This is a genomic window from Brevundimonas bullata, from assembly GCF_014207965.1.
Taxonomy (GTDB): Bacteria; Pseudomonadota; Alphaproteobacteria; order Caulobacterales; family Caulobacteraceae; genus Brevundimonas; species Brevundimonas bullata_A.
The window spans coordinates 542,880-568,125 of the sequence record NZ_JACHLM010000001.1 but is presented as its reverse complement, the minus strand read 5'-3'; the positions used below and the strand labels follow the sequence as shown (position 1 = coordinate 568,125).

Here is a 25,246-nt window from a genome sequence, read left to right as displayed (position 1 = left end):
CGTCTCGCCCTGTGATCTTGCGTCTAGGGGAAGCGAAGGCCGGCGACATCAAAAAATGGGTTTCGGAAGGTTTCTTTGCAAACCCTCCGGCGCCGCCAGCGAAGGACGACGCCCTTGGGCGAGAGAAAATACTTCGGCACCGACGGCATCCGTGGTCGCGCCAACACCCATCCGATGACGGCCGAGGTGGCGCTGCGCGTGGGTCTGGCGGCGGGCAAGATGTTCCGCACCGACGACGACCGCCGCCATCTGGTGGTGATCGGCAAGGACACCCGCCTGTCCGGCTACATGATCGAGCCGGCCCTGGTGGCGGGGCTGGCCTCGGTCGGCATGGACGTGCGCACCTTCGGGCCCCTGCCGACGCCGGGCGTGGCCATGATGACGCGCTCGATGCGCGCCGATCTGGGCATCATGATCTCGGCCTCGCACAACGACTACGCCGACAACGGCATCAAGCTGTTCGGGCCGGATGGTTACAAGCTGTCGGACGAGATCGAGCTGAAGATCGAGGCCATGATGGACGAGGGGCTGGATCAGGACCTGGCCCCCGCCAACAAGCTGGGCCGGGTCAAGCGCATCGACGACGCCCCGCCGCGCTATATTGAAATCGCCAAGTCGGCCTTCCCCAAGAAGCTCAGCCTCAAGGGCCTGCGCATCGCCATCGACTGCGCCAACGGCGCCGGCTACCGCGTGGCCCCGACCACCCTCTATGAGCTGGGGGCCGAGATTTTTCCCGTCGGCGTCGAGCCGAACGGCCTGAACATCAACGCCGAATGCGGCTCGACCCATCCCGAGGCCGTGTCCGAGGCGGTGAAGCGCTATCGCTGCGACATCGGCATCGCCCTGGACGGCGACGCCGATCGGGTCATCATCTGCGACGAGAAGGGTCATGTGGTCGACGGCGATCAGATCATGGCCCTGGTCGGTCTGGCCTGGGCGCGCAAGGGCCGACTGAACGGTGGCGGCGTGGTCGCCACCGTCATGTCCAACCTGGGGCTGGAGCGTAAACTGAAGGCCGAGGGCCTGACGCTGGAGCGCACCAAGGTGGGCGACCGCTATGTCATGGAGCGGATGCGCGCGGGCGGCTTCAACATCGGCGGCGAGCAGTCGGGCCACATCATCCTGAAGGACTACGCCACCACCGGCGACGGCCTGATGGCGGCGCTGCAGGTGCTGGCGGTTCTGGTCGAGACCGGCGTGCCGATGAGCGAGCTGGCGCGCCAGTTCGAGCCGGTGCCGCAACTGCTGCAGAACGTCCGCTACACCGCCGGCAAGCCGCTGGAAGACGCCAAGGTCAAGGCCGCCATGGCCGAGGCCGAGGCCGCCCTGAACGGTTCGGGCCGTCTGCTGGTCCGCCCGTCGGGCACCGAGAAACTGATCCGCGTCATGGCCGAGGGCGACGACGAGGCCCTGGTCAAGCGCGTGGTCGCCGAGGTTTCGGCGGCGGTGAAGGCGGCGGGTTAGGCTGTGAGCACGTCCGTCAGCGCCTCGATGCGCTGGCGGATGTCGGGCACGGCGATGGTCTCCCACAGGGCCGCGCGGGCGGGCGGGCCGAGGACGTAGAGGTCCTGATCCGGCGTGCCGTCGGCGTGGCGGACGCGACCCGCCTCGTCCAGGTCCAACCCCAACTTCAGCGGATCGAGACGGGCGCGGCCCTCCGCGATCAGGGCGGCGGTCAGCGGCGTCGTCGTGACGTCGTGGCCGGGTCCGGTGCAGTCGATCACCCATTGGGCCGTCAACGTCTGCGGCGCGCCGCGCGGCGAACGGAGGCTCAGGCTCACGGCGTCGGGCGAAGCTTTGGTCGCGGCGACGCGCCCGGCAATGACGCTCAACCGGCCCTCGGCGATCAGGGCGTCCAGCGCCGCGGCGATCTCGGGCGCGATGCGGTGGCGGTGAACGTCCCACCAGGGGCGCAGATGGCGCAGGAAGCGGGCGCGTTCCTGCGCGGTTGCTTTGCGCCACAGCTCGGCGGTGATCGGCCGATAGCCCTCCATGACCTGTCGCCAGCCGTGTTCACGCGCCAGCCGTCGGGCCGAGGCCAGACGCGCCGACAGGACGCCGGTCAGCGCCTCGGGCGGCAGGGGCGCCGGGGCGTCGTGATGCTGGCCGTGGGCGCGGGGCGTCAGGCCGCGTCGCGAAACCGCCGTCGCCGCGCCGCGCCAGCCCTGGGCCTGCAGCCCCAGAACCACGTCGACCATCGTCAGGCCGGAGCCGAGGATCAGCAGGGCGTCGCCGGGCTGGATGTGGTCCAAGGCGCCCGGCGCCCAGGGATTGGACAGGATGCGCGGGTTCTGCCCCGTCGGCGTATTGCGCGGCGCCGGGTTGCCGGTGGCCAGAACCACGGCCCGGCCCTGGATGCGTCGCCCGTCCGACAGGGCCACGGTCTGTCCCTCGACGGCGACGGCTTCGCCGTTCGCGCGCTGGATCAGGCCGGGATGCGCCGCTTCGACACTATCCAGTCGGGCGCGGACGTAGAGGCCGTAGAGCCGACGCGGGGCGAAGCCGTTGGGGTCGGCGCGGTCGGGATGATGCGCCTTCAGCCAGTCGGCGAAGTCGCCGGGTCGCTCGGCCAGGGCGCTCATCCGTTCGGTCCGCACGTTCAGCCGATGGGCATCCAGCGTCGCCGAGTAGGCCACGCCCAGACCGAAGGCGTCGCCGCGCTCGATCAGGGCCGAGGCCTGGCCGCGCTCGGCCAGCCGCGCAGCCAGCATGGCGCCCGAAAAGCCGCCGCCGACGATGACCACGGGCAGGGAGGAGGCGGCGTCGTTCATCGGATCACCACGCCAGAGCCGTCGCAACGCGTCAAAGGGATTCAGATTTCCTGATTGAAGGCGCCGATTTCGGGATGGGCGGCCAGGCGAGGTTTGACCTCTTTCCTGAACAGGTCGCGCATGTCGTCGGCGGAGCGCATGCTCTCGACCACCACCACCAGTTCCGGCTTGTTGCTCGAGGCCCGGACCAGAACCCAGGAGCCGTCCTCAAGGTGGACGCGCACGCCGTTGACCGTGATGGCCTCGACGATCTTGCGGCCCAGGATCGAGCCGCCCGACGCCGCCAGGTCCTCGTATTCCTTCACAATTTTCGCCAGTACATCGTACTTCAGCTCGTCGTCGCAGTGGGGCGACATGGTCAGCGAGGTCCAGGCGTCGGGCAGGGCGGATTTCAGTTCGCTGAGTTTCTTGCCGGGGTTGCGGTCCAGCATGGCGAGGATCGCGCCCGCCGCCACCAGACCGTCGTCATAGCCGTGGCCCAGGTCGCCCGAGAGGAAGAAGTGGCCCGACTTCTCGAACCCGGCCAGGGCGTTCAGTTCGGCGGTCTTGCGCTTGATGTAGGAGTGGCCGGTCTTCCAGTAGACGGTTGTGGCGCCGTTGGCCTTCAGCACTTCGTCGGTCTTGTAGAGGCCGGTCGACTTCACATCGACGACGAACGTGGCGTTGGGGTGCAGGGCCGACAGGTCGCGGGCCAGCATCAGGCCGATCTTGTCGGCGAAGATCTCTTCGCCGGTGTCGTCCACCACGCCGCAGCGGTCGCCGTCGCCGTCGAAGCCCAGGGCGAGGTCCGCGCCGGTCTCGCGCACCTTGGCCGCCATCTGCATCAGCATGGCGTGGTCTTCCGGGTTCGGATTGTATTTGGGGAAGGTCCAGTCGAGCTCGGTGTCCATCTCGATCACCTCGGCGCCCATCAGACGCAGGGCTTCGGGGGCGAAGGCGCCGGCCGTGCCGTTGCCGCAGGCGGCGACGACCTTGAGCGGACGGGTCAGCTTCAGCTTGGAGGCGACGTCCTGGATGTATTGCTCGCGGAAGCCCTCGACGCGTTCGACGCGGCCGCCGGGGCGGGCGACGCCCTGACCGTCCAGCACGATTTCCTTGAGGCGGCCGATCTCGTCGGGGCCGAAGGTCAGCGGGGCCTGGGCGCCCATCTTGACGCCGGTCCAGCCGTTTTCATTGTGGCTGGCCGTGACCATGGCCACGCAGGGGCAGTCCAGCGCGAACTGGGCGTAGTAGGCCATGGGCGACAGGGCCAGGCCGATATCCACCACCTCCATCCCGCCTTCCAGCAGGCCGAGGATCAGCGCCTGCTTCACCGACAGGGAATAGGAGCGGAAATCATGGCCGACGGCGATGCGCGGACGCTGACCGATCTCGTGGACATAGGTGGCCAGACCCAGGCCCAGGGCCTGAATGCCCAGAAGATTGATCTCTTTTTCCAGGATCCAGCGGGCGTCGTATTCGCGGAAGCCGGTCGGCTTCACCAGGGCGATGGTTTCATACTCCGCCGTATTGGGGCGGATGTCCTGGCGCGGCTTCGACATTAAGAATTCCTGAGTGTAGGCTTGTGGGAGAACGCGGTTCAGCGACAGGCCCCCAGTCGTTGCGGTATAGCGGGCCTGTCCGGCGAGGCCAACAACGCACGGCGGCCATGGCGGCTGCATTCTTTTCCCGAATGGTGAAACCTTGACCGCCCCCGCGTCCCCGGCCTACGCGAAAGGGCTACGATACGGAGACGCCCATGCCCCGCCTGATCCTGCTGCGCCACGGCCAGAGCCAGTGGAACCTGGAAAACCGCTTCACCGGCTGGGTGGACGTCGACCTGACCGCCGAGGGCGAGGCCCAGGCGCGGCGCGGCGGCGAGCTGATCGCCGAGGCCGGGTTCAAGCCCGCCGTCATGTTCACCTCGGTGCTGACGCGGGCCAAACGCACCGGCGCCCTGGCGCTGGACGCGGCGGGTCTGAAGGATGTGCCAGTGATCGAGGACTGGCGCCTGAACGAGCGTCACTACGGCGGCCTGACCGGTCTGGACAAAGCCGAGACCGCGGCCAGGCACGGCGAGGATCAGGTCAAGATCTGGCGCCGCAGCTATGACGTGCCGCCGCCGCCCCTGGCGCCGGGCGGCGAGTTCGATTTCGGCTCTGATCCTCGCTACGAGGGCAAGGCCATTCCCGACACCGAGAGCCTGAAGACCACGCTGGACCGGGTGCAGCCCTATTGGGACGCCGAGATCGCGCCGCGCCTGAAGGCGGGCGACGACGTGCTGATCGCCGCCCACGGCAACTCGCTCCGCGCGATCGTCAAGCTGCTCTTCTCGGTGCCGGATGATCAGATCGTCGGCGTCGAGATCCCCACCGGCAACCCGCTGGAGATCGATCTGGACGCCGACCTGAAGCCGGTCGCCGCCCGCTATCTGGACGAAGCACGGGCCCAGACGCTGCCGCCCATCGTGAGCATGGGCGCGTGAGTACGTCCGGCAAGTCCGCCTCGGGGGACGACGCCGTCCACATGCGTCGCGCCATTGATCTGGCGCTGGCGAGCATGGGCGAGACCTGGCCCAATCCGGCGGTCGGCTGCGTCCTGGTCAAGGACGGGGTGGTGCTGGCTGAAGCGGCCACCGCGCCGGGCGGACGTCCGCACGCCGAGGAACAGGCCGTGCCCGCCGCCGGCGAGGCCGTGAAGGGCGCGACCGCCTATGTGACGCTGGAGCCCTGCGGCGCGCGGTCCTCGGGCCGCAAGTCCTGCGCCCATTTCCTGGCCGAGGCCGGGGTGGAGCGGGTGGTGATCGCGGCGCTGGATCCCTCGCCCTTCGCCTCGGGCCGGGGCACCGAGCGTCTGCGCCAGTCGGGCCTGACGGTCGAGACGGGCCTGCTGGCCGAGGAGGCCGCCGTCCTGTGCGAAGGCTTCCTGCACCGGGTCGAGACCGGTCGGCCCATGGTCCGCGTCAGCCATGACGGCAAGGGTTTCGACGGCCGCTTCGTCGCCGCGCCACGCGCCGACCTCACGACCGAGCTGAACCGGCTGGGCGAGGCGGGCTATACCCGACTTTGGACCCAGGAGGGTGAACTGGCCGACGCCCTGCGCGAGCAGGGCTTGTTGACCGAGTAGGGCTCGGAAACCCTCGTTTCCGCAAAGCTTCCTTAATGCGGCGTAAGCCATGTTGTCGGCATGAGCGACGCTGCCGATCCTGTCCGCAAGAAACCGACCCAGGCCGAGGTCGATCTGATCTGCGCCAAACATGACCGCTTGTGGCAGGCGCGGCCCGGCGGGGCGCGGGCCGTCTTCGCCTGGATGGACCTGTCGGGGCTGACGCTGCGGGGGCGCAACCTGGCCGACGCCGACTTCGCCGCCGCCCGTTTGCACGGCTGCGACCTGTCCGGGGCCAAGCTGGACAACGCCAACTTCTTCGGCGCGGACATGCAGGACATCAACCTGACCGAGGCCAGTCTGCGTCGGGCCGATCTGCGCGGCGCCTGCCTGCGCGGGGCCGACCTGTCGGGGGCCGACCTGTTCGAGGCCGATCTGCGCGAAGGCACGATTGCGGCGGCGGACGGCAAGCTGGGCTTCCGCGTCATCGAGGCCCAGAAGCGCGGCGACACCCAGGCCCAGGGCGCGAGCCTGGTCGGGGCCAACCTGCAACGCTCGCGCATGACCGGCATGGTGGCCATCGCCGCCGACTTCACCGACGCCATCATGAAGGACTGCAAGCTGGTCCGGGCCAATCTGAAACAGGCCAACTTCACCGGCGCCGATCTGGCGGGCGCGGACCTTTCGGGGGCTGACCTATCGGGCGCGGACCTGACTGACGCCATCCTGGTGGGGGTCAAGGCCACCATGTGGCGCACCGACGGAGCCAATATGGAGGGGGCCCTGACCGACAATCGGTCGGCGGGCGAATCCGTCAGCCGGATGCCCGCCGCCGAGATGCTGCGCGACCATGCGCAATGGTGCGAGACGGGCGGCGTCGAGGGCCAGCCCTCGGTGTTCGACGGGGTCGATCTGCGTCCGCTGGAGTCCATTCGCGGGTTGAACCTGACGGCCCTGTCGGCCAAGGGGGCGGTCTTCTACGGTCTCGACATGGAGGGCGTTCAGCTTCAGGGGGCGCAGCTGGAGGGCGCGGACCTGCGCTCGGCCAATCTGCGTCGGGCCGATCTGCGCGGGGCGCGGCTGGGGCGGGCCAAGCTGAACGGGTCGGACCTGCGCGAGGCCCAACTCGGTCCTTTGATGCTGGGGGCGGACCGGCTGCTGCCGGCGGACCTTTCGGGGGCGATCCTGCGCGGGGCCGACCTGTCGGGCGCCGACCTGCGTCGCGCGGTTCTGAAGGGCGCGGACCTCAGCCGGGCGGTCATGCACGGGGCCCAGGTCAAACAGGCGGACTTCACAGGCGCCCAGACGGGCGGCGCGCGCGGGCTGGACCCGGCGGATCTGAAGGCGGCCTAGAGCGCGCACGAAAAAGGGGCGACGCGAACGCCGCCCCTTCTCAGTCAGTGAGGCGTCAGCTGCGCTTAGGCGGCCTTATCCGCCTTCCCGCTCTTGTCCTCGATCATCTTGCCGGTCGCGATCTCGATGCGGCGCGGCTTGAGGGCCTCGGGCAGTTCGCGTTGCAGGTCGATGGTCAGCAGACCATTGGACAGGTCGGCGCCCTTGACCACCACATAGTCGGCCAGCTGGAAGCGGCGCTCGAAGTCGCGCTCGGCCAGTCCGCGATGCAGATAGGTCTTCTGGACCGAGGCGTCGTCGTTGGCGGCCTTCTTGCCGGTGACGGTGAGCGAGTTTTCCTTGGCCTCGATGTTCAGCTCGTCGGGCGAGAAGCCGGCGACGGCGATTTCGATGCGATAGGCGTTTTCGCCGGTCGTCTCGATGTTATAGGGGGGCCAGCCGTTGTCCTGGCTGGAGCGCGCGGCGCTTTCCAGCTGGCGGGCCAGACGGTCGAAGCCGACGGCGGAACGGTACAGCGGCGAAAAATCATAGGTACGCATGGGTCATCCTTCTGAGATTCAGCAAGGTTGAGCCGCCCGGCGATTGGGGCCCCGGACGGCGGAGGGGTCAGGCCCGGCGGTCCGAAATCGGCCCCGTCAGGTCTGGAGAGCCCGGGATCGGCGCTTTCGGAGAAAGAAGTAGGCGCGCTTTTTCACTCCGCAAGGGGGAGCCGCTGCGAGGAAAGGGGCGCGCGAAATCGTCGCTTGGCCCAATCCACGCCTTGCCGAGGCCGCGAAGCGCCGTAAGGGTTACAGATTGTTTCCTTCAGGACCGACCGGAGCCCCCATGCGACCTCTCGTCCTCGCCGCCATCCTGGCGTCCGCCCTCGCTTCGCCCGCCTTTGCACAAAGTGTTCCGCCGGAGCCGCCGACGTTGCAACACCGCCAAGGCCTGTCGATGGAGATGCCCAAGGTCGAGGAGGACGCCGCGCTTCAGGCCGCCATCACCTCGACGACCCGGCCCGAGGCGGACCGCGTTCGCGACAGCCAGCGTCATCCGTTCGAGACCCTGACCTTCTGGGGTCTGCAGCCCGGCCTGACGGTGGTCGAGATCGAGCCCGGCCGCGCCGGTTGGTGGCGCAACATCCTGGAGCCCTATGCGGCAGCCACGGGCGGGCGCTACGTCCCCGTCAGCAAGCCGACCGAGAGCATGGGCGTCGAGGACGGAACCGCCGACATGGTGGTGGTGGCGCGCGCCTTCCACAACTGGTCGCGCGACGGTCGGACCGATCCGCATATGGCCGCCTTCTTCAAGGCGCTGAAGCCCGGCGGCGTCCTCGCGGTCGAACAGCACCGCAGCGTCGAGGGCCTCAACGTCGCTGATGTGGCCTCGACCGGCTATGTGCCTGAAAGCTACGTCATCCACGCCGCCCGCCGCGCCGGGTTCGAGTTGGAGGCGCGCAGCGAGCTGAACGCCAACGCCAAGGACGACCGCGATCATCCGTTCGGCGTCTGGACCCTGCCTCCGGTCCGCACGTCGGAACGGGCCGGCCGCACCCTGACGGCCGAGGAGCGCGCCGCCTTTGACGCGATCGGCGAGAGCGACCGCATGACCCTGCGTTTCCGCAAGCCCGAGACCGCGAACTGATGCGGTCTGGGATTTTGACGCTGCTGGAGAAGCGCCTTAAGCGCGATGGCATGATGAGCCTGACCCAGGGAGGCGCGCATGTCTGAGCGATCGACGCGACGCGCGGTTCTGGCGGGCGCCTGCATGGCCGCCTTCACGGGTCTGGCCGCCTGCGGCAAGAAGGAAGAGAAGACGGCGGCGCCGCAAGCGCCCGCCGCCCCCGCCGGACCGCCGGAAGGCTCGCTGGAATGGGCGGTGGCCGGGTCGTGGCGCTCGGCGGCCGACAAGGCGCGCGACGTCTGGCGTCATCCGGTCGAGACCCTGCGTTTCTTCGGTCTGCAGCCGAAGATGACGGTCGTCGACTTCTGGCCGGGCAGCGGCTGGTACGCTGAGATCCTCGCCCCCTATCTGAACAAGGGCGGCGGCACGCTTTACCTGGCCGGTTTCGCCGAAGGCCCGGGCGCCGACGGGGCCCAGTTGGCCCTCAACAACGCGCTCAAGGCGCGGCTTGAGGCTGACAAGAAGCTGTACGGCGCGGTCCAGTTCACGGCCTTCGGCCCGACCACGGGGCCGGTGGCGCCCGTCGGGACCGCCGACCTGGTGCTGTTCATGCGCTATGTTCACGCCTGGATGGCGGCGGGCATCGCCGAGAAGGCCTTCTCCGACGCCTTCGCCGCCCTGCGCCCCGGCGGTGTGCTGGGCGTCGAGCAGCACCGGCTTCAGCCGGACGAGGATCAGGATCCGGCGGCCGCCAACGGCTATGTGCAGGAAGCCTTCGTCAAGCAACTGGCCGCCGAGGCCGGCTTCGTCTTCGTCGAAGCCTCGGAGATCAACGCCAATCCGGCGGACACCAAGGATCACCCCTTCGGAGTCGAAACCCTGGCGCCGCGTCGCCTGACGGCGCCGATGGGTGAACCGGCCAACCCCGAGTTCGACCGCACCAAGTACGACGCGATCGGCGAGAGCGATCGCATGACCTTGAAGTTCAGGAAGCCCGAGTGAACCGCGCCACCGCCTTCGCCGCCCATGCGCCCCTGATGGGGGTTCCCGGCGCCGCTTCACCGCCCGGCGGAGAGGGCGACTGGTTCCGCGGCGCGGGCGGGCTTCGCCTGCGGGCCGCCCTGTGGACGCCGTCGGCCATGGTGGCCAGAACGCCGCGCGGCACGGTGGTGCTCAGCCCCGGCCGCACCGAGCCGATCGAGAAATACTTCGAGGTCATCGGCAACTTCCTGGCGCGCGGCTTCTGCGTCCTGGCCCATGACTGGCGCGGTCAGGGCCTCTCGGCGCGCTTGCTGCCCGACCGACTGCGGGGCCACGCCCGGGCGGTCGAGGAGTTCCTGGACGACTACGCCCGTCTGCTGGACGCCTACGAGGCCAGGGCGCCCAAGCCCTGGATCATGGTCGGTCACTCGATGGGCGGGGCGCTGAACCTGCTGTCGCTGGAGGCGGGCGAGGACCGCTTCGCGGGCGCCCTGCTGTCCAGCCCGATGCTGCGCATCAAGACCGGCAAGCGATCGATGTGGTCGGTCAAGCTGGCGGTGCGGTGGAACCTGCGCCACGGCAAGGCGGGCGACTATGTGCTGGACAACCCCGACGATCCCTTCGACCACACCTTCGAGAAGGACAGCCTGACCTCGGATCGCAACCGTTACGACCTGTGGCGTCAGCAGCTCTACGCCTGCCCGCATCTGGCCATCGGCGGGCCGACCTGGGGCTGGCTGGCCTTCGCCCTGGACGCGGGCGAGCGGGCGTTGAAGCCGCGCGCGCTGAAGGCGGTCAAGATTCCGGTCTGCGTGGTTCAGGCGTCCGAGGACGACAAGGTCTGGAAACAGACCAACCGCTGGGCGGCGCGCCGCCTGGGCCGGGGCCGCTATGTCGAGGTGTCGGGCGCGCTGCACGAGGTCATCATGGAGGCGGACCCCCTGCGCGGCGTCTTCCTCGACGAGTTCGACGCCCTGGCGGGTTATGTGGCTCCACCCGAGGGGCAGGCGGCGACATCTGCGCCGGAGAAGGGCGCGGCCTAGGGGGTGGCCGCACAACGCCGTCACCCTCGGGCTGGTCCCGAGGGTGACGCTCCTTATTGATGAGCGTTCAGAACGGCCAGGGCCTGATCGATCAGGGCGGCGTCGCCTACGGCCAGGATGCGGCCGTCGCCGTCAGGCGTCTGGCCCGCCCAGCCGGTGACGCCCCCGCCCGCCGCCTCGATCACGGGCTTCAGCGCCGACCAGTCCCAGACCTTCAGCTCGGTCTCGGCCACCAGGTCGATACGGCCCGCCGCCACCATGGCGTAGGCGTAGGCGTCGCAGCCCAGCCGGGCGAGCCGGGCCGAGGCGCGCAGCCGGGTCCAGGCCTCGCGGTCTGCGCCAACGAAGATGTCGGGGTCGGTGGTGGCGATCAGGGCCTCGGACAGCGACGGACAGGCGCGGGTCTTCAGCGGCGTGTCGGCCCCGTCGCGCAGCAGACGGGCCCCGGACGGTCCGCCCAGAAAGATCTCGCCCAGATAGGGTTGGCCGATGGCGCCGATCACCGGCGCGCCTTCATGGCGCAGGGCGATCAGGGTGGTCCACAGCGGCAGGCCGGCGATGAAGGCGCGGGTGCCGTCGATGGGGTCCAGCACCCAGACGTGCTCGGCGTCGGGGCGGTCCTCGCCGTATTCCTCGCCGATCACGCCGTGGTCCGGATAGCGGGCGGCGATCAGGCGGCGGATGGCGGCTTCGGAGGCGCGGTCGGCCTCGGTGACGGGATCAAAGGCGCCGGGCCCGGCCTTGTTCTCCTCGGCGTTGTCGCCGCGGAAATAGGGCAGGGCCGTGCGCGCGGCCGCTTGCGACAGTTCGACGGCGAAGGCTTCCAACTCGGTCATGCCGAGCAGATACACCGCCCGCGGTCGGGGGGCGAGGGGCCTGCTCTCAACGATGTCAGGCGGCTTCGTCGCGCACGAAGGGCTCTAGGCCGGTCGCGGCGACGGGCCTTTCACCGGCCTCGCCCAGGCCATCATAGAAATAGCTGATCGGGGTCGATAGCGCCTCGGCCAGTTCCCACAGGCGGGCGGCCGAGATGCGGTTGGCGCCGCATTCGTATTTTTGAATCTGCTGGAAGCGGACCCCGACCTGAACGGCCAGCTGTTGCTGGGTCAGGCCCAGAAGACGGCGACGACGACGCAGGCGACGGCCTAGGTGAAGATCGATGTCGGCGGCCATGACGGCCCCTCCCTCTGACAATCTTTGCTGTACCGGATCGGTACGGCTCAGGCGTCATGCCGCAAGGGCCGTGCCGATTTCGCCTGCGAGGCGAATGGCGAAGCTTCTTGTCGTCTTCAGGCAACCGCTGTGCTCGCGGCGCATTACGGTCGAGGCATCAAGCCTGACTTTAAGGGAGGGTACGAATGAGTGGATTTGGATTCATCGCCTGGATCATCATCGGCATCATCGCCGGATGGTTGGCGGAAAAGATCATGAAGCGCAGCCATGGCCTGCTGACCAATCTGATTGTAGGCGTCATCGGCGCCCTGCTCGGCGGCTTCCTGGCCAATAACCTGCTGGGGATCGACGCCTCGGGCAGCTGGATTGTCGGCATCATCGTCGCCACCATCGGCGCCGTCCTGCTGCTGTTCCTTCTGGGACTGGTGAAGAAGCGGGGCTGATCGGGAACACCGAAAGCCGAACAACGAAAGGGGCGGCCCGTCGGGCCGCCCCTTTAATTCATGCCGGCTCTGAAAATCAGGCGGTGGGTTCGTCACCCGCCGGCGGCTCGACCGGCTCGGCGGCGTCCGTCGGCTCAGCGGGGGCATCAACAGGCGGCGTGGCGGCAGGGGCTTCACCGGCGATCGGGGCGGCCGCCTGGAAATCGGACAGGCTGGCGTTGACGACGATGGCGTCCCCGTCCTGACGGATGCCAGCCACCGGCACCGGACGCACCGAGCCGTCAGCGCCGCGCACAGTCAGTTCCTGACCCGAGGCGCCGTTCTGGGTGCCGACCAGCTTGCCGAGCTCGGAACCATCGGCGCTCTTGACCGTGGAGCCTGGCGTCAGGGTCAGGCTTTGGGGTTGAGCCGGGGCCGCCTCAGCGGTAGCCGGTTCGGGCGTCTGCGGCGTCGTGGCGTCTTGTGCGAGCACAGGGGCGGCGAACAGGAAGGCGCCGGCGATACCGGTCAGCAGGGCGGTCTTGCGGATCATGAGGTCTCTCCGTTTGAGCGAGTCTGGCGCTCGCGAAAAGGTGAACTCGCTGCGTTTGGGATTGTTTCAGGCGCCTAGAAATGACCTTTTCAGCGCCGCAAACGGCCGATTCCTGCTGTATGTGAGGCGCAGGTCTCGAGAGGACGCATGACGACAGCGAAACGGCAGGGCGGAGCGAGGCGACTGGTGCAGCGTCTGGGGGAGCTGGCCTATGAGCTGACCCCGCAGGTCTTTGCGGTCGCTTCGTTCATCCTGGGCGCCGTCATGTTGCTGTCGGCGGTCACCCCGGCCTTCAGCGGCCGCTTGCAGGCGCTGGACCGGATCGCCGCCCCGCTGCTGATCGACCTGTCTCACTTCGCGGCCAGCGTGACCGGCTTTCTGCTGCTGCTGGTGTCGGCGGGTCTGTGGCGGCGGCGTCGGGGCGCCTATTACGCCGCCCTGTTCGGCCTGATGCTGGGCGCGGTCTTCTCGCTCATGAAGGGGCTGGACTGGGAAGAGGCGGCGGAATTGACCCTGGCGGCGGCCCTGCTGCTGCCGTGCCGGGCCGCGTTCAACCGCCGCTCGCGGCTTGGCGAGCCCTTGCGTCCGGGCTGGCTGCTGATGCTGGCCGCGGCCGTGGTCGCCATGCTGTGGCTGGGCTTCTTCGCCTATCGCGACACGGCCTACACCGACGAACTGTGGTGGACCTTCCTGACCGACAGCCAAGCCTCGGGCTTCCTGCGCGCGGGCGCCGTCTTGGCTATTCTGACCCTGGCCGTGACGGTGCGCTCGTTGCTGACGGCGCCCGGCGCCCGCAGCCACGGCCCTGCCGGGCCCGCCGACATCGAACGCGCCCGCGTCGCCCTGGCCGAGGCCGATACGGCGACGCCGGAAGCCAGTCTGGCCCTGCTGGGCGACAAGGCCCTGCTGTTCAGCCCGTCGGGGCGCAGCTTCATCGCCTATCGCGTGCGGGGGCGGCGCTGGATCGCCATGGGCGAGGTCGCGGGTCTGAAAGCCGAACGGCTGGAACTGCTGTGGGCCTTCGCCGAACTGGCTGACAGCTATGGCGGGGCGCCGGTCTTCTATTCCGTCGGCGAGGGCATGCTGGCGGATCTGGCCACCCTGGGCCTGGCCGTGCGCAAGGTGGGCGAGGCGGCGGTGATCGACGCCGAGCACTTCTCGACCGAGGGCAAGGGCAAGCAGAACCTGCGCACCGCCGTGAACCGCGCCGAGCGCGAAGGCACGACTTTTGAAGTCTTGCCCGCCGGGGCCGCCCTGGCGCAGGAGGCCGAACTGCGCGCCGTGTCCGACGCCTGGCTGGATCACCACAACGGGTCCGAGAAGGCCTTCTCGCTGGGGCGGTTCGATATCGACTATCTGAAACGCTCGCCGATCGCCGTGGCGCGCCACGGCGGCCAGATCGTCGCCTTCGCCAACCTGCTGGTCGGGGCGCGCGGCGAGGAGGTCATGATCGATCTGATGCGCCATACCCCGGACGGGCCGCACGGGGTGATGGACTATCTGTTCACCCGCACGGCGCAGTGGGCGCGGGCCGAGGGCTTCCTGCGTCTCGATCTGGGCATGGCGCCCCTGTCGGGTCTGGAGGATCGACGTCTCGCGCCCGTCTTCGCTCGCGTCGGCGCTCTGGTCTTCGAGGAAGGCGGGGCGGTCTACGGTTTCCAGGGACTGCGGTCCTACAAGGGCAAGTTCGGTCCGGCGTGGCGACCCAAGTTCATCGCCGCCTCCACCAGCACGCCGCTGGCCCTGGCCCTGCTGGACGTGGCCCTGCTGACCAGCGGCGGCTGGCTGGGGCTGCTGGGGCTGAAGAAGTAGGGCGTCTGAATTCCCTCTCCCATCGGGAGAGAGGGAGCTAGCGGGCTCAAGCAGCCCGAAGGGCGATAGGCCCAAGCAATATGCCCCAACAAAAAAGGCGGCCCTTGCGGACCGCCTTTTTCATTTTGGATTGCGCCAACCTTATTCCGGCTTGGAGCGCTTCTTGCGGAAGGACGGGTTCAGGATGGCCTTGCGCAGACGGATCGACTTGGGCGTCACTTCGACCAGTTCGTCGTCTTCGATGTAGGCGATGGCCTGTTCCAGCGACATCTGGCGCGGCGGGGTCAGGCGAACCGACTCGTCCTTGCCGGAGGCGCGGACGTTGGTCAGCTGCTTGCCCTTGATCGGGTTGACGTCCAGGTCGTCCCAACGGCTGTTCTCGCCGATGATCATGCCCTGGTAGGTCTTTTCGCCGGCGCCGACGAACATGACGCCGCGGTCTTCCAGGTTCCAAAGGGCGAAGGCGGCGGTTTCACCGTCCGAGTTCGAGATCAGCACGCCCTTCAGACGGCCCTCGATGGCGCCCTTGTGCGGCTCATAGTGCGAGAAGACGCGGTTCAGCACGCCCGAGCCGCGCGTGTCGGTCAGGAACTCGCCCTGATAGCCGATCAGCGAACGCGACGGGCATTTCAGCTGGATGCGGGTCTTGCCGGCGCCCGACGGGCCCATGTCGGTCATTTCAGCCTTACGGGCCGACAGCTTCTCGATGACGATGCCCGAGAACTCGTCGTCGACGTCGATCATGACGTCTTCGATCGGTTCCATCTTCTCGCCGTTCGGGCCGGTCTGGAAGACCACGCGGGGACGCGAGATCGAGACCTCGAAGCCTTCGCGACGCATGTTCTCGATCAGAACGCCCAGCTGCAGTTCGCCACGGCCGGCCACTTCATAGGCGTCGCCGCCCTCGGTGGTGGTGACGCGGATGGCGACGTTGGCTTCGGCTTCCTTCAGCAGGCGGTCACGGATGACGCGCGACTGAACCTTGTCGCCTTCGCGACCGGCCAGCGGGCTGTCGTTGACCGAGACGGTCATCGAGATGGTCGGGGGATCGATCGGCTGGGCCGGCAGGGCGTCCATGACTTCCATGGCGCACAGGGTGTCGGCCACGGTGGCCTTGGACATGCCGGCGATGGCGACGATGTCGCCGGCTTCCGAACCCTCGTCCAGGGCCTGACGCTTCAGGCCGCGGAAGGCCAGAACCTTGGTGATGCGGCCGCGCTCGATTTCCTTGCCGTCACGGTCCAGGGCGTGGATGGCCATGCCGGGGACGGCCTTGCCGCTCTGGATGCGGCCGGTCAGCAGACGGCCCAGGAAGGGGTCGCTTTCGATCAGGACGTTCAGCATCTGGAACGGCTTGTCGCGGTTTTCCTGAACCTTGGGCGCCGGGACGTGGTCGACGATCAGGTCAAACAGGGGGTGCAGGTTGTCGCTGGGGACGTTCAGGTCCAGCGTGGCCCAGCCCGAGCGGCCCGAGGCGTAGATGTGCGGGAAGTCCAGTTGCTCGTCCGTCGCGCCGATGGCGGCGAACAGGTCGAAGGTTTCGTTGTGGACGCGGTCGGGATCGGCGTGGGCGCGGTCGACCTTGTTGATGCAGAGGATGGGACGCAGGCCCATCTTCAGCGCCTTGGTCAGCACGAACTTGGTCTGGGGCATGACGCCCTCTTCGGCGTCCACCAGGATGACGCAGCCGTCCACCATGCCCAGGATGCGCTCGACTTCGCCGCCGAAGTCGGCGTGGCCGGGGGTGTCGATGATGTTGATGCGGGTTTCGCCAGCCTTGCCGTTCCACAGCACCGAGGTGCACTTGGCCAGGATGGTGATGCCGCGTTCTTTTTCCTGGTCGCCGGAGTCCATGGCGCGCTCGGTCGTCGCCTCGTTGGCTCGGAAGACGCCAGACTGAGCCAGCAGCTGGTCAACCATGGTGGTCTTGCCATGGTCGACGTGGGCGATGATAGCGACGTTACGAAGGTTCATTTCGGGCTCGGGCGGACTGTGTTCGGCCACGGAAGTCCGGGCCGCTGCAAGATGCGGAAAGCAGGAAGGAAGCGGCGCCTCTTACAGCCCTATCGGGGGAAAGGCCAGCGCGGCGGTGCGATTGTGCGTCAGGCGGGTAAAATGAGCACGATCGTCGCCAGCGCAAGGGCGCCGATCAGCAGGGCTGAAAGCGCCGCCACGGCGGCCACGCGCGGCCCGGCCCGGACCACGGCGCGCGGATCGACCATCAGGCCTAGCCCGGCCATGGCGATCAGGGTCATGGTGGTGACGGCGGCTTGCAGCGGGGGCAGGACGACCTCGGGGATCAGGTGGGCCGAGCGCAGACCCATCAGGATCAGGAAGACGACGATGAACCAGGGGGCCATGTGGTGCAGCTTGGGACCCTTGGCGCCTTCCACCTTGCCGGACCGCAACAGACCCAGGACCAGGCAGATCGGGCCCAGCATCAGGACGCGCACCAGCTTGACCACGGCGCCGGTCTGGACGGCCAGGAGCCCGGCGGGGGCGGCGGCGGCCAGGACCTGGGGCACGGCATAGACGGTCAGACCGGCCAGGACGCCGACGCGGGTGGCGTTGAAGCCCATCAGGGCGCCGACGACCGGGACCAGCAGGACCACGGCGATGCCGAGAACGGCGGTGAAGCCGATGGCGGCGGCCACGTCCTCGCCCTCGGCCTCGATCACCGGGGCGACGGCGGCGATGGCCGAGTTGCCGCAGATGGCGTTGCCGCAGGCGACCAGAAGCGCCATGGCGGGCGGCAGGCCGAAGGCCCGGCCCAGGGCGTAGCCGCCGACGATGGCCAGGACGACCACGCCGACAATGGCCAGCAGCAGGACAGGCCCGAGCGCCATGACGGCGGCGCCCGACACGGTTGCGCCCAGCAGGGCCACGGCGACTTCCAGCAGGGTCTTGGCGCTGAACTGGACGCCGGGCGTCCAGAGGTTCGACGGGGTCCAGAATAGCCGAATGCCTGCGCCCATCAGGATGGCGATGACCAGGCCCTCGACCCAGGGGTGGCCGAACAGCGAGGTCTCGATCAGCTGCAGGCCGAAGGCGAAAGCGCCGACGCTTGCGCTCAACAGGACGCCGGGTAGCAGCCGGACCAGGCCGCGCAGGGGGGCGGAGGGGCGGGCGTGAGCGTGAGCGGGGTGATGGGCGGTCGTCATGGCTCTGCATCATCTGCTCCCGCCTCTGATCGATCCAACGGATAGTTCTGGATTTAATGATCGATAAAAGCGATTAATTGCTCATGACGCTGGAACAACTCCGCATCTTTGTCGCCGTGGCTGAGCGTCTGCACATGACGCGGGCGGCCGAGGCGCTGAACCTGACCCAGTCGGCGGTCAGCGCGGCGGTGGCGGCGCTGGAGGCGCGGCACGGGACCCAGCTGTTCGACCGCGTGGGTCGCGGGTTGGCGCTGAACGCGGCGGGCGCGGCCTTTCTGCCTGAGGCGCGGGCCGTTCTGGCCCAGGCTGAGGCGGCGGAGCGGGTGCTGGACGACCTGGCGGGGCTGAAGCGGGGTTCGGTGCGGCTGTTCGCCAGCCAGACCATCGCCGCCTACTGGCTGCCGCCGCGCATGGCGGCCTTTGCGCGGCGCTATCCGGAAATCGATCTGCATCTGGACATAGGCAACACGCATCGGGTGATCGAGGCGGTGCTGGCGGGCGAGGCGGAGCTGGGCCTGATCGAGGGGGCGTTCGAGGCGTCGCGGGTCGAGAAGGTGCGCATCGACGCCGACCGGCTGGTGGTGGTGGCGGCGCCGGGGCATCCGGCGGCAGGGCGGGCCGAGGCCCTGTCGGCGGCGGAGCTGAAGGCGCTGGACTGGGCGCTACGGGAAGAGGGGTCGGGGACGCGCAGCGAGTTCGAGGCGGCCTTGCCGCGCGGCGTCGCGGGCAGCTTGCGGGCCGTTCTGACCCTGCCGTCCAACGAGGCCATTCTGTCGGCGGTGGCGGCGGGGGGGCTGGTCACGGCGATTTCGGAACTGGCCGCCCAACCTCTGATCGAGGCGGGGCGGCTGGTTCTTCTGCCGCTCGATCTGCCCGAGCGACCGTTTCATCTGCTGCGCCACCGCGAACGGCGGCCCAGTAGGGCGGCGGAAGCTTTCGCCTCCGCGCTTTAGTCAGTTCAGACCTTGGCCGAGCGGCTGCGGATCCACGCGTAGAGAGCGAAGGTCAGGGCGGCGAAGACGACGACGCCCGCCAGCATGGCCGGCCACATCGTGTCCTTGGGCAGAAGCGCGAAGGGGGCTTCGTTCTTCGTGCTGACGATGACGGCGGCGGTGAAGACGCCGAACAGGCTTTCGCCCACGATCAGGCCCGAGGCGAGCAGCACGCCCATGCGACGACCCACGTCGGCGAAGCGGGTCGTGGCGATCCACCTGTCATAGACCCAACCGCAGACGGCGCCGACGACCAGCATGGTGGTGACGGCGGCCGGCAGATAGACGCCGATGCCGGCGGCCAGCGGCGGCAGCTTGACCTTGTCCTTGGTCGCGCCGCGCAGGACGATGTCGAGGATGATGACGCCGACGCCGACCAGGGCGCCGATGCCGATCAGGTCCCAGCGCAGCTCGCCGCTGATGACGCCCTTGGCCAGGGCCGAGATCAGGGTGGCCTGCGGCGCGGCCAGGGTTTGCGCGCCCTCGACGATGGCGGGCGGGCCGCCTTCGAAGCCGAAGGCCTGGTTCATCATGTCCAGAACGAAGGGGATGACCAGGGCGCCGGCGACGACGCCGACCAGCAGGGCCGTCTGTTGACGCCAGGGCGTGGCCTCGACCAGCTGGCCGGTCTTCAGGTCCTGCAGGTTGTCGTTGGAGATGACGGCGACGGCGAAGACGATGGAGGTGACGATCAGGGCGAAGGCGATGATCGACGGGTCCGCCGGCACCTTGGCGATGGCCATGACGGCCAGCATCAGCAGGGAGGCGATGACGATGGCCAGGATGCCGACGCCCGAGACCGGGCTGTTGGATGAGCCGATCAGACCGGCCATGTAGCCGCAGATGGCGGCCACGGCGAAGCCGATGACCACGACATAGATCAGCCCGCCGATGACGAGGATGGGGGCCGAGGCGGCCAGGGTCGTGCCCTGGGTGAACAGGGCCAGAAGGACGCCGATGCCGACCAGGGCGGCGACGGACAGCAGGCCGACGATCTTGATCGGGATGTCCTGCTCGGTGCGGTCCAGAACCTCGCCGTGGGCGCGCTTGCTCTGGGCGGCCAGGGCCGAGGCGAGGCCGGCGATCAGGGGTTTGGCCAGCTTGAACAGGGTCCACAGGGCGGCGACGCCGATGACGCCGGCGCCGATGAAGCGGACTTCCTTGGCCCAGACCGTCATGGCCAGTTCTTCGGCCGGGGCGCCGGCCGGAAGCGAGGCGGCGATCGAGGGCACGCCGTGGGCCGCAGCCCAGGCCACGAACTCGGGCGAGGTCAGGATGGGGACGAAGATCAGCCAGGCCAGGACCAGGCCGAACAACTGGGTCAGGCCGACGGCCAGACCGATCAGGTGGCCCGCGCCCAGGAGCGCGAACTGCATGGAGAAGCCGACGCCCGTGGCGCCGCCGCCCAGCGCCGCGGGCAGGCGCAGGAAGGCGGTGGTTTCGGCGGCGAAGACGCGGGCCGAGGCCAGGAAGGCGAAGAAGGCCGAGGCGATGGCGCTGCCGACCACGACGACCAGACCCGAACGGTTCTCGCGCACGGCGCTTTCGGATTCATCGGCGCCGGGCGAGCCGACCTTCAGAACCTCGGCGGCGGCGACGCCCTCGGGGTAGGGAAGACCGCCCTGCACCACCAGGGTCCGGCGCAGCGGAATGGAGAAGGTCACCCCCAGGACGCCGCCGAGGATGCAGATCATCACCGACTCCCAGAAGGGGAAGTTCATCCACCAGCCGATCATGACCAGACCGGGCAGGACGAAGATGATCGAGCTCATGGCGCCGCCGACCGAGGCGACGGTCTGAACCGTCATATTCTCCCAGATGGTCGAGCCCTTGAAGGCGCGCAGCAGGGCCATGGAGATGACCGCCGCCGGAATGGCCGAGGCGAAGGTCAGGCCGACCTTCAGGCCCAGATAGGTGTTGGCCGCCGTAAACACCGCCGCCAGCAAGCAGCCCAGGATCAGGGCGCGGATGGTCAGTTCGATGCGTTTGCCGGTGCTGGGAGGACTGTCTGTCATTCGGGGCTCTTTCCGTTTGTCGCGCCGGAGGTAAGCCGGAAAGCGGCGCTGTGACAACGGGGCGCGGAGGATTGAAGCGGCCCCTTCTCTTGCGTCGCGTCAGGCTCTACCTCTGAGCCATGCCTGAATTGCCTGAAGTCGAAACCGTGCGGCGGGGTCTGGAGCCGGTGCTGGAGGGGGCGCGGTTGACGATGGCGCGTCAGAACCGGCCGGACCTGCGCTTTCCCTTTCCCGAGCGGTTCGTCGAGCGGCTGGACGGGGCGACGGTGCTGCGGCTGGATCGGCGGGCCAAGTATCTACTGTTCCCCCTATCGACCGGCGAGACCTGGGTGACGCATCTGGGCATGACCGGGCGGTTCACCCTGGAGGGCGTGGCGCCGGGACGTTTCGAGACCGACGCGCCGGTCGCGGGCAAGCACGAGCATATGAGCCTGACCGCCGAGCGGGCCGGGGTGCTGACGCGGCTGGGCTATGCCGATGCGCGGCGGTTCGGCTTCATGGGGCTGATCCCGACGGAAGCGGTCGAGGGCCATGCCTGGTTCTCAGGGCTGGGGCCGGAGCCGCTGGGCAACGGCTTTTCCGCCGCCCATCTGGCCGAGGTCTTTGACGGCAAGGCGCAGAACATCAAGGTCAGCCTGCTGGATCAGAGGAATGTGGCGGGGCTGGGCAATATCTATGTGTGCGAGGCGCTCTATCGGGCGCGCATCTCGCCGCTGACGCCGGCGGGCAAGGTCAGTCGGCCCCGGCTGGAGCGGCTGGCGACCGAGGTCAGGAATGTCCTGGCCGACGCCATCACGGCGGGCGGCTCGACGCTGAAGGACTTCGCCAATGTCGAGGGCGGGCAGGGCTATTTCCAGCATCGCTTCGACGTCTATGGCCGCGAGGGCGAGCCGTGCCGGACGGAGGGCTGCTCCGGCGTGGTGGCGAGGGTGGTGCAGGGCGGGCGCTCGACCTTCTTCTGTCCGGTCTGCCAGAAGCGTTAGAGCGCGGGTGTTCCAGTGGGAGGGCTGAGGCGCTAGACCTCCTGCGAACAGATATAGTGAGGAGCGCCTGATGGCCGACGCCTATTCCACCCTGCTGATCGAACGCCATGCCGACGGCTATGCCGTCGTCACCCTGAACCGGCCCGAGGCGCTGAACGCGCTGAACACCACCCTGACCGGCGAGCTGGGCGACTTCCTGGAGAGCGTGGCCGACGATGACGGCGTGCGCTGCATCGTCCTGACCGGCTCGGTCAAGGCCTTCGCCGCCGGCGCCGACATCAAGGAGATGGCGGACCAGGCCTATGCCGACATGTATCGCGGCAACTTCTTCGCCCGCGCCCATGACCGGGTGGCCAGCTTCAGGAAGCCGATCATCGCGGCTGTCTCGGGCTATGCCCTCGGCGGCGGCTGCGAGCTGGCCATGCTGTGCGACTTCATCATTGCGTCTGAGACGGCCAAGTTCGGCCAGCCCGAGATCAACCTGGGCGTGGCGCCCGGCATCGGCGGCTCGCAGCGCCTGACCCGCGCCGTGGGCAAGGCCAAGGCGATGGACATGTGCCTGACCGGGCGGATGATGGACGCGGCCGAGGCCGAGCGTTCGGGTCTGGTGTCGCGGGTGGTGGCGTCCGACGCCCTGCTGGACGAGGCGCGGGCCGCGGCGGCCAAGATCGCCGGCCAGTCGATCCTGGCGGTCATGGCCAACAAGGAGCTGGTCAACGCCGCCTTCGAGACGACCCTGACACAAGGGGTGGTGTTCGAACGCCGCCTGTTCCACTCCCTGTTCGCTTTCGAGGACCAGAAGGAGGGGATGGCGGCCTTTGTCGAGAAGCGGAAGCCTGCCTTCACGGGGCGCTAAGAACGGGCCCAAACCCAGGCCCTGATTCAATTCCGGCCGGGTCGCGTTGACCGGCCGGAGCCTTTCCGCTATAGCCGCCCGCTCTTGAGATTTCCTCGCCGTGGACCTGATCTGCGGCGTTTTCGTTCGAAGGTTTTACCCGATGGCCAACAATGCAGGCGCCCGCAAGGCGATCCGCAAGATCGAAGCGCGGACCGAAGTAAACAAGGCCCGCCGTACCCGCGTCCGTACTTACCTGCGTAAGTTCCAGGAAGCCCTGACGGGCGGCGACGCCGCCGCCGCCAAGGCCGCCTTCATCACGGCTCAGTCGGAACTGATGCGCGCCGTGTCCAAGGGCGTGGTTCACAAGAACACCGGCTCGCGCAAGGTTTCGCGCCTGGCCGCCCAGCTGAAGAAGCTGTCGGCCGCCTGATCTAGACGGCGTCGGGACGGGCTTTCACGCCTTTGTCAAACGACGTCATCTGAGGCGTTCGGACGACCCGTAACAGGGTTGTCGCAAGAAAGTCTAACGATTTCAACGGCGAGGAAGCGCAAGCTCCCTCGCCGTCTTGCTGTCTGGCGCTAAGCCTCTGAAGGAATCCAGCGTTCGAAATTGGGGGGTAACGGCCGTTTTCCCAAGCGCTGCCGAGGTTTGCCGGAGTCAAACAATTTAAGTGCGATTCGACTCTCGAATCAGCGTTGATCTCCGGCGTGCGGCGGGTAAGTTTTGGCCTCTAACGCACTTCCATCCCAATCCGGATGAAGACGGGGGAAATCAATGGTTTCCGCCGGCGGGAGACGTCTGTCCGTGAGTATGACCCCACCTGCAAAGCTTCGGCTTTTCGGGACAGGAGAAGTCGTCCCGGCAGTCGCCTTCGTTGTGTGTTCGTTCGGTGGTTCTAACTCTTGGCGGGTGTGTTTTGACGATTTTGGGGGGCGCGATGACGGGCATGACGGATCCTGACCGTATCTGGACTGAGGCGGCCGGCCGTCTGAAGACCGAGATCGGCGACGGGCCGTTCAGCAGCTACATCGCGCCGTCGGCCGTGCGGCTGGACGCTTCGGGCAATCTGATCCTGGTGACGCCGACCGCCTATGCGCGGGACTGGGTGCGCAAGAACGCCCTGCGTCGCATGAACGAGCTGTGGCTGGGCCTGGACGGCCTGTCGCGCCGTCTGGACGTCCGCTGCCGCGCCGAGGTGGGTTCGCCCGCCCCGGCGACCGCCTTCCCCGCCGGCGAGGCCCCGCGCCTGGCCTCGGTGGGCGGCGTGACTGCGCCTGTGCCAATGTCGGTCCAGGCCGCCGCCATGGCCGCCTCTTCCTTCGCCCCCGCCACCGATGGCGCTCGCGCCGTCCGCGCCGCCGGCCTGCAAGAGCGCCTGACCTTCGACAGCTTCGTCGAGGGCCAGGGCAACGCCTTTGCGCTGGCCATCGCCAAGCAGGTCGCCAGCTGGGCCGACGGCCACTTCAACCCGGTCTTCTTCTGCGGCCCCTATGGCTACGGCAAGACCCACCTGCTGAACGCCATCGCCTGGGAGGCGCAGCGCCTGCGCCCCGACGCCAAGGTGGTCTATCTGACCGCTGAACGCTTCCTCTCAACCTTCGTGCGCGCCATGCAGGACCGCTCGACGGCGGCCTTCAAGGAAAGCCTGCGCTCGGCCGACATGCTTCTGCTGGACGACGTGCAGTTCGTCGGCGGCAAGACGAGCACCCAGGAAGAGCTGCTCAGCACCCTGACCGCGCTGATCGAGGACGGCAAACGCATCGTCCTGTCGGCCGACCGCGCCCCGACCGCCCTGACCGACGTCGAGCCGCGCCTGCGCAGCCACCTGTCCGCCGGCCTGACCTGCCCGGTCGAAGCCGCCGACCGAAATCTGAAGATCGCCGTGGCCCAGTCGCGTCTGAACGCCCTGGCCCGGCTGGGCGTCGTCTCGGGCGAGGCCCGCACCGATGTTCTGGAACATCTGGTGGACCGCACCCCGGGCTCGATGCGTGAGCTGGAAGGCGCCGTTAACACCCTGGCCGCCGTCGCCGGCGCGCGTCTGTCGACCCTGGGCGTGGACGAGGCGCAAAGCCTGCTGGGCGTCGCCCTGCGCGGCGGACCCGAGCGCCGTATCACCGTGGATGAGATCCAGAAGACGGTCGCCGACCACTTCAACCTGAAGCAGGCCGATCTGCTGAGCGAGCGTCGCACCCGCGCCATCGCCCGCCCGCGCCAGATCGCCATGTACCTGTGCAAGCAGCACACGACCCGCTCCTATCCCGACATCGGCCGTCGCTTCGGCGGACGCGATCACACGACCGTCCTGCACGGCGTGCGCAAGATCGAAGAGCTGATGCCCAAGGAAGAGCAGATCGCCCGCGACGTGGAAGCCCTGACGCGCAAACTGCGCGGATAAAAGGGAAGTGCCCCGCAAGCTGCGCGGGTAAGGTTTCGTCCACGGCCAGCCTGTGGATAGCGGG

At 68.4% G+C, this 25,246-nt stretch carries 22 protein-coding genes and 1 pseudogene; 14 read left to right on the top strand and 9 right to left on the bottom strand.

Annotation, left to right across the window (positions count from 1 at the left end; all coding sequences use genetic code 11):
* Positions 1-114 precede the first annotated feature (114 nt).
* Positions 115-1,464: a phosphoglucosamine mutase gene (gene glmM / locus HNP51_RS02790; RefSeq protein WP_184266838.1), complete on the top strand. Its 1,350-nt coding sequence runs from the start codon at positions 115-117 to the stop codon at positions 1,462-1,464.
* Here the strand turns inward: glmM and HNP51_RS02785 are convergent.
* Together HNP51_RS02785 and HNP51_RS02780 are read right to left on the bottom strand one after the other, a co-directional pair.
* Positions 1,461-2,771, bottom strand: coding sequence for an FAD/NAD(P)-binding protein (locus HNP51_RS02785; RefSeq protein ID WP_184266836.1), 1,311 nt, complete (start codon positions 2,769-2,771; stop codon positions 1,461-1,463). The genes glmM and HNP51_RS02785 overlap by 4 nt on opposite strands.
* A gap of 41 nt (positions 2,772-2,812) precedes the next feature.
* Entirely contained in the window at positions 2,813-4,312 is a 1,500-nt protein-coding gene (locus HNP51_RS02780; protein ID WP_184266834.1) for a phosphomannomutase/phosphoglucomutase, read from the bottom strand.
* A gap of 197 nt (positions 4,313-4,509) precedes the next feature.
* On the opposite strand from HNP51_RS02780, the gene gpmA reads away from it, so the two are divergent.
* Genes gpmA through HNP51_RS02765 form a run of 3 tightly spaced genes read left to right on the top strand, consistent with a single transcriptional unit; the run spans position 4,510 to position 7,208 of the window.
* Positions 4,510-5,235 carry a 2,3-diphosphoglycerate-dependent phosphoglycerate mutase gene (gpmA, locus tag HNP51_RS02775; protein WP_184266832.1) on the top strand — a complete coding sequence of 242 codons (726 nt, stop codon included), beginning with the start codon at positions 4,510-4,512 and terminating at the stop codon, positions 5,233-5,235.
* 41 nt (positions 5,236-5,276) lie between these two features.
* Positions 5,277-5,876: a bifunctional diaminohydroxyphosphoribosylaminopyrimidine deaminase/5-amino-6-(5-phosphoribosylamino)uracil reductase RibD gene (locus HNP51_RS02770; protein ID WP_184267552.1), complete on the top strand. Its 600-nt coding sequence runs from the start codon at positions 5,277-5,279 to the stop codon at positions 5,874-5,876.
* Between the two features lie 60 nt (positions 5,877-5,936).
* Positions 5,937-7,208: a pentapeptide repeat-containing protein gene (locus HNP51_RS02765; RefSeq protein ID WP_184266830.1), complete on the top strand. Its 1,272-nt coding sequence runs from the start codon at positions 5,937-5,939 to the stop codon at positions 7,206-7,208.
* A 65-nt stretch (positions 7,209-7,273) separates the two neighbouring features.
* Here HNP51_RS02765 and HNP51_RS02760 read toward each other — a convergent pair whose 3' ends face one another.
* Entirely contained in the window at positions 7,274-7,747 is a 474-nt protein-coding gene (locus HNP51_RS02760; RefSeq protein ID WP_184266828.1) for an Hsp20 family protein, read from the bottom strand.
* A gap of 286 nt (positions 7,748-8,033) precedes the next feature.
* On the opposite strand from HNP51_RS02760, the gene HNP51_RS02755 reads away from it, so the two are divergent.
* The 3 genes from HNP51_RS02755 (at position 8,034) to HNP51_RS02745 (ending at position 10,837) form a co-directional block, all read left to right on the top strand.
* The gene (locus HNP51_RS02755; RefSeq protein ID WP_184266826.1) at positions 8,034-8,834 is read left to right on the top strand and encodes a class I SAM-dependent methyltransferase; all 801 of its coding nucleotides are present in this window, start codon (positions 8,034-8,036) and stop codon (positions 8,832-8,834) included.
* Positions 8,835-8,912: 78 nt separating this feature from the next.
* Positions 8,913-9,815 (top strand): class I SAM-dependent methyltransferase, encoded by a 903-nt coding sequence (locus HNP51_RS02750; protein WP_184266824.1) that lies wholly within the window; start codon positions 8,913-8,915, stop codon positions 9,813-9,815.
* Positions 9,812-10,837: an alpha/beta fold hydrolase gene (locus HNP51_RS02745; protein ID WP_184266822.1), complete on the top strand. Its 1,026-nt coding sequence runs from the start codon at positions 9,812-9,814 to the stop codon at positions 10,835-10,837. The genes HNP51_RS02750 and HNP51_RS02745 overlap by 4 nt, the downstream gene beginning before the upstream one ends.
* A gap of 53 nt (positions 10,838-10,890) precedes the next feature.
* Here the strand turns inward: HNP51_RS02745 and hisN are convergent, their stop codons facing one another.
* A complete protein-coding gene (hisN, locus tag HNP51_RS02740; RefSeq protein WP_184266820.1) occupies positions 10,891-11,673 on the bottom strand; it encodes a histidinol-phosphatase in 783 nt (260 codons plus the stop codon).
* 64 nt (positions 11,674-11,737) lie between these two features.
* A pseudogene (locus tag HNP51_RS02735) lies at positions 11,738-12,010 on the bottom strand (helix-turn-helix domain-containing protein); the annotation flags it as partial.
* Positions 12,011-12,195: 185 nt separating this feature from the next.
* On the opposite strand from HNP51_RS02735, the gene HNP51_RS02730 reads away from it, so the two are divergent.
* Positions 12,196-12,453: a GlsB/YeaQ/YmgE family stress response membrane protein gene (locus HNP51_RS02730; RefSeq protein ID WP_114817939.1), complete on the top strand. Its 258-nt coding sequence runs from the start codon at positions 12,196-12,198 to the stop codon at positions 12,451-12,453.
* 76 nt (positions 12,454-12,529) lie between these two features.
* Here HNP51_RS02730 and HNP51_RS02725 read toward each other — a convergent pair whose 3' ends face one another.
* Entirely contained in the window at positions 12,530-12,985 is a 456-nt protein-coding gene (locus tag HNP51_RS02725; protein ID WP_184266816.1) for a superoxide dismutase, read from the bottom strand.
* Positions 12,986-13,132: 147 nt separating this feature from the next.
* Here HNP51_RS02725 and HNP51_RS02720 point away from each other — a divergent pair, with 147 nt between their 5' ends.
* Positions 13,133-14,797: a phosphatidylglycerol lysyltransferase domain-containing protein gene (locus HNP51_RS02720; protein ID WP_184266814.1), complete on the top strand. Its 1,665-nt coding sequence runs from the start codon at positions 13,133-13,135 to the stop codon at positions 14,795-14,797.
* Positions 14,798-14,938: 141 nt separating this feature from the next.
* On the opposite strand, the gene typA is transcribed toward HNP51_RS02720, so the two are convergent.
* Together typA and HNP51_RS02710 are read right to left on the bottom strand one after the other, a co-directional pair.
* Entirely contained in the window at positions 14,939-16,771 is a 1,833-nt protein-coding gene (gene typA, locus HNP51_RS02715; RefSeq protein WP_184266812.1) for a translational GTPase TypA, read from the bottom strand.
* 128 nt (positions 16,772-16,899) lie between these two features.
* Complete coding sequence (locus HNP51_RS02710; RefSeq protein ID WP_184266810.1) at positions 16,900-17,958, bottom strand: YeiH family protein; 1,059 nt, start codon at positions 17,956-17,958, stop codon at positions 16,900-16,902.
* Positions 17,959-18,041: 83 nt separating this feature from the next.
* On the opposite strand from HNP51_RS02710, the gene HNP51_RS02705 reads away from it, so the two are divergent.
* Positions 18,042-18,911 (top strand): LysR substrate-binding domain-containing protein, encoded by an 870-nt coding sequence (locus HNP51_RS02705; RefSeq protein ID WP_184266808.1) that lies wholly within the window; start codon positions 18,042-18,044, stop codon positions 18,909-18,911.
* A gap of 5 nt (positions 18,912-18,916) precedes the next feature.
* Here HNP51_RS02705 and HNP51_RS02700 read toward each other — a convergent pair whose 3' ends face one another.
* The gene (locus HNP51_RS02700) at positions 18,917-20,965 is read right to left on the bottom strand and encodes an OPT family oligopeptide transporter (protein ID WP_184266806.1); all 2,049 of its coding nucleotides are present in this window, start codon (positions 20,963-20,965) and stop codon (positions 18,917-18,919) included.
* 119 nt (positions 20,966-21,084) lie between these two features.
* Between HNP51_RS02700 and mutM the strand changes: the two genes are divergently transcribed.
* The 4 genes from mutM (at position 21,085) to dnaA (ending at position 25,182) form a co-directional block, all read left to right on the top strand.
* A complete protein-coding gene (gene mutM, locus HNP51_RS02695) occupies positions 21,085-21,948 on the top strand; it encodes a bifunctional DNA-formamidopyrimidine glycosylase/DNA-(apurinic or apyrimidinic site) lyase (RefSeq protein WP_184266804.1) in 864 nt (287 codons plus the stop codon).
* Between the two features lie 70 nt (positions 21,949-22,018).
* Complete coding sequence (locus HNP51_RS02690) at positions 22,019-22,804, top strand: enoyl-CoA hydratase (RefSeq protein ID WP_184266802.1); 786 nt, start codon at positions 22,019-22,021, stop codon at positions 22,802-22,804.
* Positions 22,805-22,946: 142 nt separating this feature from the next.
* Positions 22,947-23,216, top strand: coding sequence for a 30S ribosomal protein S20 (rpsT, locus tag HNP51_RS02685; RefSeq protein WP_114817932.1), 270 nt, complete (start codon positions 22,947-22,949; stop codon positions 23,214-23,216).
* Positions 23,217-23,724: 508 nt separating this feature from the next.
* Complete coding sequence (dnaA, locus tag HNP51_RS02680) at positions 23,725-25,182, top strand: chromosomal replication initiator protein DnaA (RefSeq protein ID WP_184266800.1); 1,458 nt, start codon at positions 23,725-23,727, stop codon at positions 25,180-25,182.
* Positions 25,183-25,246 lie beyond the last annotated feature (64 nt).

Bases quoted from the DNA above. Each gene is read 5' to 3' on its own strand.
- mutM (WP_184266804.1), top strand. From the start codon at position 21,085: ATGCCTGAATTGCCTGAAGTCGAAACCGTGCGGCGGGGTCTGGAGCCG.
- HNP51_RS02705 (WP_184266808.1), top strand. From the start codon at position 18,042: ATGACGCTGGAACAACTCCGCATCTTTGTCGCCGTGGCTGAGCGTCTG.
- HNP51_RS02755 (WP_184266826.1), top strand. From the start codon at position 8,034: ATGCGACCTCTCGTCCTCGCCGCCATCCTGGCGTCCGCCCTCGCTTCG.
- HNP51_RS02710 (WP_184266810.1), bottom strand. From the start codon at position 17,958: ATGACGACCGCCCATCACCCCGCTCACGCTCACGCCCGCCCCTCCGCC.
- rpsT (WP_114817932.1), top strand. From the start codon at position 22,947: ATGGCCAACAATGCAGGCGCCCGCAAGGCGATCCGCAAGATCGAAGCG.
- HNP51_RS02785 (WP_184266836.1), bottom strand. From the start codon at position 2,771: ATGAACGACGCCGCCTCCTCCCTGCCCGTGGTCATCGTCGGCGGCGGC.
- HNP51_RS02750 (WP_184266824.1), top strand. From the start codon at position 8,913: ATGTCTGAGCGATCGACGCGACGCGCGGTTCTGGCGGGCGCCTGCATG.
- HNP51_RS02720 (WP_184266814.1), top strand. From the start codon at position 13,133: ATGACGACAGCGAAACGGCAGGGCGGAGCGAGGCGACTGGTGCAGCGT.
- HNP51_RS02700 (WP_184266806.1), bottom strand. From the start codon at position 20,965: ATGACAGACAGTCCTCCCAGCACCGGCAAACGCATCGAACTGACCATC.
- HNP51_RS02760 (WP_184266828.1), bottom strand. From the start codon at position 7,747: ATGCGTACCTATGATTTTTCGCCGCTGTACCGTTCCGCCGTCGGCTTC.
- HNP51_RS02765 (WP_184266830.1), top strand. From the start codon at position 5,937: ATGAGCGACGCTGCCGATCCTGTCCGCAAGAAACCGACCCAGGCCGAG.
- HNP51_RS02690 (WP_184266802.1), top strand. From the start codon at position 22,019: ATGGCCGACGCCTATTCCACCCTGCTGATCGAACGCCATGCCGACGGC.
- dnaA (WP_184266800.1), top strand. From the start codon at position 23,725: ATGACGGGCATGACGGATCCTGACCGTATCTGGACTGAGGCGGCCGGC.
- HNP51_RS02725 (WP_184266816.1), bottom strand. From the start codon at position 12,985: ATGATCCGCAAGACCGCCCTGCTGACCGGTATCGCCGGCGCCTTCCTG.
- HNP51_RS02730 (WP_114817939.1), top strand. From the start codon at position 12,196: ATGAGTGGATTTGGATTCATCGCCTGGATCATCATCGGCATCATCGCC.
- typA (WP_184266812.1), bottom strand. From the start codon at position 16,771: ATGAACCTTCGTAACGTCGCTATCATCGCCCACGTCGACCATGGCAAG.
- gpmA (WP_184266832.1), top strand. From the start codon at position 4,510: ATGCCCCGCCTGATCCTGCTGCGCCACGGCCAGAGCCAGTGGAACCTG.
- HNP51_RS02780 (WP_184266834.1), bottom strand. From the start codon at position 4,312: ATGTCGAAGCCGCGCCAGGACATCCGCCCCAATACGGCGGAGTATGAA.
- hisN (WP_184266820.1), bottom strand. From the start codon at position 11,673: ATGACCGAGTTGGAAGCCTTCGCCGTCGAACTGTCGCAAGCGGCCGCG.
- HNP51_RS02770 (WP_184267552.1), top strand. From the start codon at position 5,277: ATGCGTCGCGCCATTGATCTGGCGCTGGCGAGCATGGGCGAGACCTGG.